We start from the raw sequence: 12,905 nt of genomic DNA, 5'->3' as shown, positions 1-12,905 counted from the left end.
AGAATATCTCACAACAAAAAGCCCTTGCAATCTAATTGCAAGGGCTTTTTGTTGTGTATGGTTTATGATACTTTGTTATTGTGGGCCACCAAAGCCACCACCAGGGCCTCCCTGGCCACCGCCACCTTCTTTGCGCATACGGCGTTCGCCAGGCATACCACCTTGGTCTGGAGCCTTACCTGCAAACTTTTGCAGGCGGATAGTTAGGGTTGCCAAAAAGTAACGGCCTAAACGGTTAACCGATTGCTCAACAATATAGTTACCGCTTGGTGTATTAGTGTAACCTGTATTTTGGTTAAATAAATCGTAAGCTGCTAAACGTATAGTTGCCATGTTGTTTTTAAGAAAACGACGCTCAACATAGGTGTTCAAAATATTAGGATTGGTTACTGTTCCGGTGGAATATCCCTGGTTAATGGCCTTGCTAAAATCATAACTAAGTGTCCAGTTTGTCCAGAAGTAGTTTTTACCATTGAGGCCTAAGGTTGTTGTTTTATAGGTGCTGTTAAGCTGTGCGTTAGTATTATCTGTTGATGTTACAGCATAATTGGCACTGGCCTGCACATCAATCACATCGGTAATATCAACCCTGAAACGTAGCCCAGGAGTAAAAGTAAGTTGTTTAGATATGTTTTTTACATTGTTATTAAAGCCAATATTGTTAGTGTAATTAGCATTGCCATTTAATATCAATGTGTATTTACGTTGTGCCCAAGGTTTTGCATAAGTGAAAAACCCGTTAGCGCTATAATAACCATCGGTATTGCGGTAATCAACGGATTGCACATTTCCTATGGTATTTACATTAGTTACAATTTTATTATTGGTTTGCGTAAATGACAAATTGGTGAACAATACATTACCTGTGCCAAAGCTGAATTTATTATAGCGGATAGAGAAGTTGTTATTAAACTCGGGCTGTAAACCAGGGTTACCAGTTACAATGTAAGTTGGATCAGAAAGATCCGGACGAGGATTCAACTGGCTGTAAGATGGTTGGCTGCTTGATCCGTTATAATTAATATTTAAAGCCTGGCTGCGCGAAAAATTGTAAACAAAACGAGCGGTCGGTATAAAATTGAATGTGCTAACATGTGTAGTTATAGCCGGATAGGTTTGTGTTGCCGGCGAAACTCCATCTAACAAACCTGGCTGTACCCCAGCACCTAATGTAAGATTATAATTCTTTTCAATTAAACGATAGTTTAAACCAAATTTGTTGGTTGTGTATGTAAAGTTGTAATTATTACTTAATCTGTCGTAAAAGTTTTGCTGGCCGCTAACTGTAACAGTATCGTTAGTTCTGTTGGTATTTGTTTCGGCGCGGTTGAAGTTATAATTTGCTTCTAAATACGATACAGTACTTAACGGCTCGATATATGATGCGGAAATACTTTCGGAATTAGTAGTTGTATTTGTATTGATCAATTGGTTAGCCGGAACGCGTGATAAGCCTCCGGGGCTACCTACGATATAGGTTGTAATCGGATTTGAGAACACATCACTCGGACTGCTATTGGCTGATAGGTTTAAACTAAAGTTACGGCCATGCCCGTTAAACCTATGGTTATACAAAACATTACCACCATAACTTGGTGAACTGGAGTTACCAACGGTTTTTGAATTATATAACAGGCTTTGCAAACCCGACGTTGATATGCTGTTTTGACTGGCATCATCGGTAGTTGTGCTTGCATACGCGAATGTTGGCGTGAACTTCAAATAGTTGATCGTATCCGGCTTCCACTCCATGTTCCAGTTAATACGGTGGTTTAACGTACCATCTATATTATTACCGGTTGAGTTGTTTACAAATGAACCATCAAGGCTTCTTTGGATTTGGGTGTTTGCTGTATAAACAGAGTTATCCGCAAAGCTATAACTTCCATAAACAGATAAGGTTTTACCCCATTGATCACGATAGTTTAAACCTAAAGATTTAGCATCAGTGATACCGTTTGTTGGTGTATTACCACCTCCGCCAAGCCGTTGGCCACGGCCACCACCTCCGCCTCCACCTCCGCTAAAAGAGAAGGTATTTATGTTGGTATTATTTATACTACCCAATAAGGCAATTTGTTGGTCGCCATTAAACTTGAATGAGTTTATTGCCCCAACATAACGGTTTGAATTTGTTACACCTGGGTTTTTAGGTAAGGCATCAGACCCGTCTCCACCGGTAGCCGATAATGAGTAACCATAGTTTTTATCTTTACGGATAACAATATTCATGATTTTGTTAGGCTCACCGGTTTTTAATCCGGTTAAATTAGCCTGATCGCCATAATCGTCAATCATTTGTATACTTTCAATAACATCGGCGGGCAGGTTTTTAGTGGCTGTTTTAACATCTCCACCAAAAAAATCCTTTCCATTAATACGTACCTTATTTACTGCTTTCCCTTCGGCGGTAACATTACCATCTTTATCTACATCAACGCCAGGTAGCTTTTTCAAAACATCTTCAACCGGCGCGTTTGCCCTAACAGGATAAGCACTTGCTTTGTATTCAGTAGTATCGGTTGTAACCTTTACCGCGTTAACATCGGTAATCTGTACCGTGTTTAACATTCTTGTTTCCGTTTTAAGCTTGATCGTTCCAATGTTGGCAGGCTTGTTATCACCATCAAACGTATAGTTGCGTTTTAAGCCCTGATAACCTATTGATAATATAGTTAAAGCGAATTGTTTTGATTTTACCGCTGTAAAAGTAAATACACCATCAACATTGGTAACAACGTTTAAACTATCAGTTGGCGAGGTTAATTTAACTACAACACCCGGAATGGTTATGCCGGTTGAATCGGCAACTACACCATGCACCTCGCGGCCTGTTTGTGAATAGCCCTTAAAGGCTATTGTTAGTAGAAATGTAAAAAGGAGAATTAGTTTTTTCATAATATTTATTACACGGCCATACTGCCTGAGTGTTTTTTATTGCTGATTATACAGTACAGACATTTAAAGAGTACAAAAGTTCACTTTCTTTATGATAATTGGCTATAAATCATAGGATTGTTACATATGATTATAAAGGGGTGCAAAAATGCTGTTTTTTATTGGATTTGAAAGGAAACACAGCGTATAACCGAAAGTTTATCAACAATTGTGTTTAATTCGATTGTAAATTTATTGAAACATTAACTAATAGCTTTCGTTCTACTATAAAAACATTAACCGATGGCTAATTTGCGCAGAACACTCCGATCGCGGGTTCACGATTGGATAAAGAAGGTGGGATTTAGATTAAACTCTACCAATATTATTAAAAAAGATAACTTAACCGTTGATCATTACTTTTTTAAAACCTTTAATTTTATTGAGCAACGCAAGGTAGATTCTGCCGAAAAATCAGAATTTGTGTGTTTTGATACGTATGGGGAGAAGATAAAAGTAAGATCGTTACTTGATTTGCAAAGCGCCTTTTACGAAAACCTGAGCGAGTTACGTTAAACCCGCCGTTTAAGCACCATAATAACCTTATCATACTGCTTATCATGAAATATCTCAAGCAGCAATGATCTGTCGTGTTTTGAGCAAAATATCTTGTCTATTTCTTCAATGGTCATTTTATCAACAGGCTTGAAGTTAATGCTCACTATCTCGTCACCGGCCTGCAAACCGATTTCGGCACCAGCTGATCCTTTCTCTACGTTGCTGATTATGACGTGCTTTAGATCCGGACCTGCCGAATAATATTCCAGGCCGCTCATGTCGTGTTCAAAAGGCTCACCAAAAAGAGAATTGGGCCTTAAATAAAGCGATCCGCTTTGATAATCAATTATAATATTGAATTTCTTCAATATCGCAATACCGATATTACCATCTCGTTTTACATTTAAAAGATTGTTTTTGATGGTGTCAAACTCCGGGAACGATACAATAACATCCTTTAACTTATACTTGCCTATTCTAAATTCACTAATGCGGCTCAGATACCCCCTTATTGGTCCGGTTAAACTAACCCCCAGGTTTGAAGCGATAAATTTATCGGGAAGGCCCTTGTTTTGGCCAACTAAATTTTCGAGCGATAGGGGATGCCCGGCACCAAGGTCAAGTATTAGCTTATCTTCCGTAATATTACCATCGCTTTTAATTTTAACCCCGCTTAAAATGTAAGGCTTATTGTCTTCAATACTGAGCGAGAGTCTTTCACTTTTCCTAAAAACATGCATATCCGTAAGCTGACCTACAACGATGGTGCTATCACTGAAATTTAATTTTACGGCAAAACTGTTAAAAAAATCATATCCCAGCAAACCATGAATAGGTAGTCCGGCATAATTTGATAGCCCAAACTCGTCTTTTTTAAGGATAGCGGCCGAAATATTATTACCTTCAATTCCCGGCAATTCAACTTTAAGCGGGCGAACAACATATGCTTCAAAATCTTTACCTTCGCCTAAGCCTGATACTGATATTGTACGTTTATATGTGATATTCAAAGAGTCTAAAAGTTTGGGATCGGTAATAATCATAAGGCCAACTCCACTATCCAATATAAAATTGTAGGGGCCTTTATGGTTTACAGTAACACGCACTACAATTAAATTACGCGTAAAGTTAAATGGGAGTGTTACACGTTTCCGGTTTTCGGATAGCTTAAAGGCAGGCTGTCCATAGGTAATACAATTACACAAGCATATAAGCAAAAGCAATATACTTGAACGCTTTAAACCGATGGGTATATGAGATAGCAAGTAATTATAATTGGTATTATAAATTTATAAATAAATATTGGTACTGTACTTAAAAAACACAACTGTTTATATGCGAAAATCACCTTTATATATCATGAAAACGGTAAATAGATTAATAGGGTTGCTTTTGGCGCTTGTTTTTATATCCATACAGTTTGGCTGTAGCAATAAATTGAGAAAGGCGCCAATCAAAAAAATATTTACAAAGTCCACAATAGTGAATGATCATTTTACCGGTTTTGCTTTGTATAACCTGGATGAGCATAAAATGGTTTACGAGTTAAACTCGGATAAATATTATACTCCGGCATCAAATACCAAGCTTTATACTTTTTATACCTGTCTTAAAATGTTGGGCGATTCTATACCCGCTTTTAAATACGTTAACCGGAATGATTCGCTGATATTTTGGGCAACCGGCGATCCATCGTTTTTGCAAACGGATTTGAAAGGTGTTAATGGTTATAATTTATTGAAAAACAGTACCAGTAAACTCTACTTCTCATCCGGGAGTTATACCGGCGATTTTTATGGTAACGGATGGCCTTATGGCGATTACAGCGATTACTACCAGGCCGAGATCAATGAACTGCCTATTCAGGATAACGTAGCCGTAGTTTACTCCGATGGTAACGGAAAATTGCTGATCAAACCAGCATATCTGCAAAAATATCTACGGTGCGATAGCACTTATAAGCCCAGCTCATTCAGGGTAACCCGTAATATTTTGAATAATGATTTTGTTTACCCGGCAACGCCTGTACCTAAAAAATATAGAGCAGAAATACCCTGGAAGGTTTCTACCGCTTTGCAATTGGCTTTATTAGGCGATACTTTGAAAAAAGAGATCACCGAAGTTCATTTACCAATGCCAACCAGTGTTAAAACGGTTTATAATGCACAGTCGGATTCGGTTTATCGCCGGATGCTGCAACCAAGTGATAACTTTATTGCCGAGCAGTTATTGCTGGTATGCTCATCAGTCAAATTTAAAACACTGAGTACCGATTCGGTTATCGAATATTCTGTTAAGCATTATTTAAATGATTTGCCTGATAAACCGCAATGGGTAGATGGTTCGGGCTTATCGCGAAAAGACTTATTTACACCTCGTGATATGATAGCCCTATTGCAAAAAATATCGATCGAAGTAAAAGACGAGAATTTTCTACATAGTTTAATGCCAGCCGGAGGTGTTGTTGGAACCATTAAAAGCGCTTACAAAACGGATAATGGTAAACCCTTTGTTTGGGCTAAAACGGGCACATTAGCTAATAACCATAACCAAAGCGGTTACCTGGTTACCCGCAAAGGAAAGCGATTAGCCTTTTCATTCATGAATAATAACTTTACCCGGCCAGTCCGCGAAATACGCGAAGAGATGGTTAAGATAATGACCTACATTCACGAAACTTATTGATCGTTAGGGTTGTTTAGCAGAAAATTATTTAAGATTTAAGATTAGGGTTTTGAGGAGGTAAAACAGCCACATCACGCTCTACCTCTTTTTGCTCAACCGCTACCGCGTATTCCGCGGGTTCTATTTTACAACCCGTAAATTCGGCATACACCTGGGTAAATTCGGCTCCTAAATATAACAGGGCCGATGTATAATAGATCCACACAAAGATAATGATGATTGAACCCGCGGCACCATAGGTTGAACCGATTTTCATGGTGCCTATGTATAAACCAATAAGGTACTTACCTAACATAAAAAGTATAGCGGTAAAAATGGCACCTGTACGTACATGCGACCATCCTATCTTAACATCAGGAAGGTATTTGAATATGATACCGAACAAGGTAGAAATAACAACGAAGGTTACACCAACATCTATCAGGGTAAATACAATTTCGAAATGGCTCAAATAATGACTTAACTTGTCGCTAAGTGCGGTAAGTAAGCCATTGATGATCAGCGAAACCATCAATAAAAACCCCAATGCTATTACCAATGAGAACGAAAGCAAACGATTGGTGATGAGTTTTAACCAGCCACGTTTGGGCTTGGCTTTAACCCGCCATATAATATTTAATGAATCTTGTATCTCCATAAAAATACCCGTGGCGCCAATAATTAAGGTGATTGCTCCAATCACAATGGCAAGTGCCGATTTACCCAATTGTACACTTTTAACTATTGATTGTATTTGCGCGGCAGCATCGGCACCAACAAAGCCTTTAAGTTCAGGATATATTTTCCCTTCAAAGGCGTCTTTACCAAAATATAAACTCAATACAAAAACAAGCATCATCATTAATGGGGCCAACGAAAAGACGGTGTAATAGGCTAATGAAGCGCTTAATTTTAAACCCCGATCATCTAAAAAGCCATTAAAGGTGGCTGCTGTTATTTTCCATCCAGATAGTAAACGCCTTTTTATCAAAAACCTCATAAATATTTACCCTTGTCTAACTTACTCATCATAGTTATGCAACTTGAATACCATAGTTTTGTTTTAATGATTGTTACAGTTGCTCAAAAGGCACGTCAAGTATCTCAAAGTTTTGCCAGCCTATAAAATCAAAGTGCCACCATTCATTATCCAGCACTCTAAAGCCGTGGCTTTCCATTACTGTTTTTAGCAATTCGCGATTTTGGATAACCTGGGCCGGTAAATCTGTATAATTGGCCGCGGCCAATTTACTAAAGCTATCAAAGGGGGTGGGCATATCTAATTCCTGTCCGGTTTTCAGGTTGATCAAACTCAGATCAATGGCGCAACCCCGGTTATGTTTTGATCCCTTTTTAGGATCGGCAACAAAATGTTTATCGCTGGCTTTTTTGTAGAACTTTTCCGTTATAGTATATGGGCGGTAACCATCATAAATTTTTAACCCTAAGCCTTTGGCATTCAATTCGGCTTGTACGGCTTTTAGGGCCATAGCTACGGGCAAACGGGTAAAGGCACGGGCCTGGTTATACATGCGCTCGTGCATAAAATTATCGGTAGTAGCATAACGGATATCTAACCGGATACCCGGAATGTATTTGGTAATTTCAACAAGCTTCCTATCGGGTTTTAGTTTGATCTGTTTGCTGTATTGCTGCGGATTGATCACACCTAACGAATCCCTATAGTTTTGTGCCCCGGCCACACCGGTACACAAAACCAACAGCAATAATAAGTAGCGTGCGTTGATATTCATTATTTCATAGCTATTTCGCGGTTATCGGCCTCTACCATCTTTTTAAAGAACTCGTTAAACTCGGATACTTTATCTGCCGGGATGAAATCCTTTTTCAGTTTTAAGCTACGGGTTAGTATCAATTTATTGCCTACAAGTTTGGGTATGATGCTGTAGTCTAAAACATCGTTCTTTAAAATAACGGGCGTAAATTGCTCCACCAGTTTTTTACCGGCTGGCAGGGTTATCGATATGGCTTCGGTTTCGCTATCAAGGCTAAACATCTGGTCCAGATCAATACCTGAGTATCGTGGTGATATGACCTGCAAATCGGCAGCTGCCATTTTATCCGACCATGGCAACGAGAATATGGACATGCCCGCTATGGTTTTGGTTATATTGCGCAGCTCATAATCAAAGTGCGAGTAAACGGTGTCTTTATTAACTGTAGCATCAAGATTGTTAAATTCCAAACGGATTATCTCGTTATCCGGATAAGCGGTTGAAATTGCTGTTTTTACCTTCTTAATACGGTCTTTTTGCGAAAGCTCTTTATAAACCTCGCGCATATCCCCTGCAAGGGCGGCAGTTTTATACCCGTTTTCTTTGATGATCATATCTTTATCCCTAAAACTGATATCAACCTTGCGGCTAACATTGTTTTCTTTACGGTTTGTTGGGTTCAAGTATTTTACATTGCTTGCATCAGCGCTGCCAATATCTAATACCACCGAGTTTATGGCCGAATTATAATTGGAACGGAAAGGCAGGTATTGCGATGTGAGTTCGATATAATAATCTTTAGCGTTCAAGTTAACCTTGGCTATGCAATGGTTAAAATCAATATTAGGCACGGGCATGGTATTTAAACCATTATCGCGGGTTTTAACCAACACCAACTGGGCTTTAATGCCGGCTTCTTTACACATGGATACGAAAAGAGTTGATACATCTTTACAATCGCCAATGCGGGTATTTAGCACATCTGCCGGGTTTTGGGGTATCAACCCGCTTTGGCGGAATGATACCGAACTGTAACTAATATTTTTTGTGATGTAGTTATAAATACGCTCAACCTTTTGCATTGGGGTGAGGTTCAGTTTTTCGGGAAGTAACTCGTTAATTACCTCTTTAACCTCGTAATTGGTACGGGCTTTTGCCGATGCCATATCGTTATACCAATCGGAAATAAATTTCCAGTCGGGTATTGATGTGATGTATAAAATGTTGGATATATCGGCCAATGGAGGCATTTTATCTTCGTAAGATAAAGAAGCCTGGTTGTTGTTTTGCCATACATACAAGTCAAACTCGTCGGCTTCTTTTTTTTGTGTTGGGATATCCGTTTTGGTGAATTTGTAAGTGAACTTTTTGTCTTTATCAATTAACAACGAGTATTTACTTTTTACGTAAGGCTTGCCATGGTTAAAATAGAACGAATCCCAAAAGTGATTGGCCAGCTTACCTTTAAAGTAGTTTTCAATTTTGTAGCGAATGCTAACTACATCGCCAACCTCAAGGTTAGTGAAAACTAAATTGTTCTCGTTCCTTTCGGCCGGAACTTTATTGCCATTGGCTTTAATTACCTCGGCTGTTTCTATCAACAGGTTTTGCCAGTTATCGTAACTAATGGAATATTCTTTATAGCTGTCTATGCCTTTTTGAGTAAGTATTTTGGCAATAAGATATTGCCGTTCTTCCGATCCTCCGTTTTCATAAACTACTTTTTGTACTTCTTGGTCTAAAATGATGGCATTATCCTCGGGATAGTCACTCGCTTTTGGCGCGGTTCTGATCAGGGCATTAATATCCGGCTCTTCAAAATAGGTAAATACATCTTTTTTGTTTTGAAGTTTGCGTAGGGATTTAATCGTCGCGTAATCATTCGGTGCGAACTCCAATCCGCGTTTGTAATATTGAATGGCTTTATCGGGTTGATTGCTTACTTCGTATATTTTTCCCAACGAGGTGTAATAAACTGATGATGTTGGGCGTATTTTAACTGCGCTTAAATAGCTTGCGGCGGCCTTATCATATTGCTGTTGCTGATAGTACTGATACCCCAGGTCGGCATATATACCAACACCTATCGGGTCAAGCCTGGCTTCTTCCTGGTAAACTTTAAAACCATCGGCGGCGTTGCCTGCTGTAAAATAGGCAGCAGCTAGTTTTTTAGATACCGCGTAATCATCGTGTGTATCTGCATAATCTTTTAATATCCCGATAGCTTTGGAGGCATTTTTACGCAAACTTGATTCGATGGCAGATTCGAGGCCCATAAAATCCTTATTGTCCGGGAATTTTTTGTACGCCTCTTCGGCAAGTTTAACCACCTCATCCTGCTTTTTATTGTAGCTGGCCAGGTTTATACGGCTTTGATAAATGAACTCCTGCTGATCGGGCTGTAATACTTCCAAACGATTAATTACGTCGGCTGCTTTATCGTATTCTTTTTGCTCTATCAACTGATTGTATTTCATAATCAAAGAAACCGAGCTTTCCGGATCGGCCATTTTCATGGTTTCTTTTAAGGTTTCGGCACCAGTACGGTTTTCATCCTTGTTGAATATGCGAAGTAACAGGCTATTTAAAAAAGTGCTGTTCGGATATTTTTTGCGCATGTTCTCAACAATACGCCTGGCCTCAAAAGTTTTATCGTTACGGAGGTAAGATTCGGCCAAAAGTAATTGAGGCAGCAAGTTTGATGGTTGCGCTTTAATTTGCTGCTCAAAATAGGTGATGGCGAAAGGCTCAATCGTTTTTGATACAAAGGCGGTTTCTTTGGTATAAGGCTGCGGCTTTGCCGTGCTTGTTAGCGCGGTTAAAGGCTGACCTTGGGTATTGGTTAACCGCACTAAAAAATTGGAGCGGTTGGCATAGCTTTCGCCAATTTGTATCAGGATGCGGTTGTAGCCTTTGTTTAGTTTGATGGTTTGGATGTAAGTATCCAGATCGTTGTTTCTTTCTTCGGCTTCGGATATGATCTGCTGATCGTTAACCCAAACCTTAACCGAACCGGATACGCCGATACGCAATTGGGCCTCTAAATCGTTATCGCTTTTAACAAAGGTTTGTGCAAAGTTGATGGAGTTATAGGCGTTACTATAATAAGTAAAATCGATCCACTGATCGTGGCGGACATAAGGTATTTCAAACCAGGGATTTTTTACACCGTTCTTATTGGTGAAAAGGGCTTCAGCCTCGGGGTGTTGCAGGGTTTCGTAAGTTTTATCAAAACCGCTGGTTGATATATTTTCGTATTCGCCGGCTATTTGCCAGGCGTTTAACGAGCCAATGTTTTTATATTCTTTATCGGCCAGGTCGAACTTTTTGACATTTTCGTAACCCTTGCCTAAAATAGAATAAGTCATAGCGGCAAGCATACCATCATAATCTTTATGGTTGATGATGTCTTTAAAGAACGCTAACTCTTCTCCCTTTTTATTGTAAGAGTAGTTGATGGAGGTGGTAGACCACAAGGCATAGATATAAGGTTGTGGATTTTTACTTGCCGCGTAAAATTTCCTGAAATAATCAAAAGATTCAGCTCCTGAACGGTCAACCTGAGCAAGCAGGCTTAAGCCAAGCAAAGCTTCTTCGGCCGAGGTTGGCTGTTTGGCGGCTTCGGTAAACAAAGTCCGCGCTTCGCTACGTTTATTTTGATAAAATGCTTCCCAAGCATTGGGTAGCGTGTTTTGTGCAAATGTAAAAGTGCAAATAAGAGAAAGGCCTGTAACAAAAATGGCCTTTAAATGAGTAAAGGTTAGCTTCATATTATAAATTGTGATGTCGGTTCTATTGAGGTTAACGATGCGATACGATAAGCAGGTCCAGATCTTTACAAGGCATATTGAACCTGTCGCCTATATGTTTATTGGTTAAGTGGCCCTGGTAAATGTATACTGCGTTACGTACGCCGGTTTTTTGCCAGATTACGTTTTTTAATCCGCCCTGTTCACCTATATCTAATAAAATAGGGGCGAAAATATTAGTTAGCGCGTAGGTTGCGGTACGTGCTACACGCGATGCAATATTGGGTACACAATAATGTATCACATCATACTTGCGGAATACCGGATTGGTGTGGTTTGTAACCTCGGATGTTTCAAAACAGCCGCCCTGATCAATACTCACATCAATTACTACCGAGTTGGGTTTCATCCGGCTAACGGTAGCTTCGGTAACTATGCATGGGCTGCGGCCGCTTTCGGCGCGCATGGCGCCTATGGCAACATCGCAAGTGGTAATGGCTTTTTCTAATACGATAGGTTGCACTACCGAGGTAAATATGCGGGTACCTATATTGTTTTGCAGGCGGCGAAGTTTATAAATAGATGGGTCGAACACCTTTACCTGCGCGCCTAATGATATAGCGGTACGGGCTGCGTATTCGCCAACAGTACCCGCGCCTAATATTACAATTTCGGTTGGGGGAACTCCGGTTATACCGCCGAGCATTAATCCTTTACCTTCAAAAACATTGCTCAGGTATTCGGCTGCTATCAGGATGGAGGTTGCGCCGACAATTTCGCTCATGGCGCGGACTACGGTTAAGGTTCCGCCCTCGTCCAACAGATCTTCAAAACAAAGGGCTGTTATTTTTTTTTGCTGTAATGCTTGTATGTATTCAGGCTTTAATGTGGATAGTTGTAAGGTTGAGAGCAGCGTTTGATGAGGCTTCATCATCTCGATCTCGACCATGGTTGGCGGCGCAATTTTGATGATGATATCGGCTTCGTAAACCGATTTGGTATCGTAAACAATGCGTGCGCCCTGCTCGCTGTAATCTTTATCTAAAAAATTGGCTGCTTTACCGGCATTGCTCTCTAAAATAACCTCGTGGCCATTGTGAATAAGCAACGCTACTGATAATGGAGTTAAAGCGATGCGGTTTTCCTGAAAAGAAACTTCGCGGGGTATACCAATGTAAAGCTTGTTTTTTTTGTTCTTCACCTCGAGCATCGACTCTTGCGGCTGCATCATGGCCTGCTTTGCGATGTCGGAAAAACCACTTAAAATCCCTGAACTCATATATCTCTAATATCCGTTTATGAAGATACGCAAAAAGATAAA

Annotated in this window: 8 protein-coding genes; 2 read left to right on the top strand and 6 right to left on the bottom strand. The window is 39.8% G+C overall.

Going from position 1 to position 12,905, the window contains the following annotated elements; all coding sequences use genetic code 11:
• Positions 1–75: 75 nt before the first annotated feature.
• Complete coding sequence (locus ABIN91_RS00675; RefSeq protein WP_348047368.1) at positions 76–2,898, bottom strand: TonB-dependent receptor; 2,823 nt, start codon at positions 2,896–2,898, stop codon at positions 76–78.
• Positions 2,899–3,180: 282 nt separating this feature from the next.
• Between ABIN91_RS00675 and ABIN91_RS00670 the strand changes: the two genes are divergently transcribed.
• Positions 3,181–3,453, top strand: a complete 273-nt coding sequence (locus ABIN91_RS00670) for a hypothetical protein (RefSeq protein WP_348047366.1) — start codon at positions 3,181–3,183, stop codon at positions 3,451–3,453.
• On the opposite strand, the gene ABIN91_RS00665 is transcribed toward ABIN91_RS00670, so the two are convergent.
• Positions 3,450–4,640, bottom strand: coding sequence for an aspartyl protease family protein (locus ABIN91_RS00665; RefSeq protein WP_348047364.1), 1,191 nt, complete (start codon positions 4,638–4,640; stop codon positions 3,450–3,452). The two genes, ABIN91_RS00670 and ABIN91_RS00665, sit on opposite strands and share 4 nt — an antisense overlap.
• Before the next feature lie 154 nt (positions 4,641–4,794).
• Here ABIN91_RS00665 and ABIN91_RS00660 point away from each other — a divergent pair, with 154 nt between their 5' ends.
• Complete coding sequence (locus ABIN91_RS00660; RefSeq protein WP_348047362.1) at positions 4,795–6,120, top strand: D-alanyl-D-alanine carboxypeptidase; 1,326 nt, start codon at positions 4,795–4,797, stop codon at positions 6,118–6,120.
• A 28-nt stretch (positions 6,121–6,148) separates the two neighbouring features.
• On the opposite strand, the gene ABIN91_RS00655 is transcribed toward ABIN91_RS00660, so the two are convergent.
• From ABIN91_RS00655 to ABIN91_RS00640, 4 genes are all read right to left on the bottom strand, one after another.
• Positions 6,149–7,099, bottom strand: a complete 951-nt coding sequence (locus tag ABIN91_RS00655; RefSeq protein WP_348047360.1) for a YihY/virulence factor BrkB family protein — start codon at positions 7,097–7,099, stop codon at positions 6,149–6,151.
• A gap of 73 nt (positions 7,100–7,172) precedes the next feature.
• Complete coding sequence (locus ABIN91_RS00650; protein WP_348047358.1) at positions 7,173–7,853, bottom strand: M15 family metallopeptidase; 681 nt, start codon at positions 7,851–7,853, stop codon at positions 7,173–7,175.
• Positions 7,853–11,605, bottom strand: a complete 3,753-nt coding sequence (locus tag ABIN91_RS00645) for a DUF3857 domain-containing protein (RefSeq protein ID WP_348047356.1) — start codon at positions 11,603–11,605, stop codon at positions 7,853–7,855. Before ABIN91_RS00645 ends, ABIN91_RS00650 begins: the two co-directional genes overlap by 1 nt.
• Positions 11,606–11,636: 31 nt before the next feature.
• Positions 11,637–12,863 (bottom strand): alanine dehydrogenase, encoded by a 1,227-nt coding sequence (locus ABIN91_RS00640; RefSeq protein WP_348047354.1) that lies wholly within the window; start codon positions 12,861–12,863, stop codon positions 11,637–11,639.
• Positions 12,864–12,905 lie beyond the last annotated feature (42 nt).

It is taken from the genome of Mucilaginibacter sp., assembly GCF_039921305.1.
GTDB lineage: Bacteria > Bacteroidota > Bacteroidia > Sphingobacteriales > Sphingobacteriaceae > Mucilaginibacter.
This window is presented reverse-complemented; position numbering and strand designations above follow the sequence as displayed.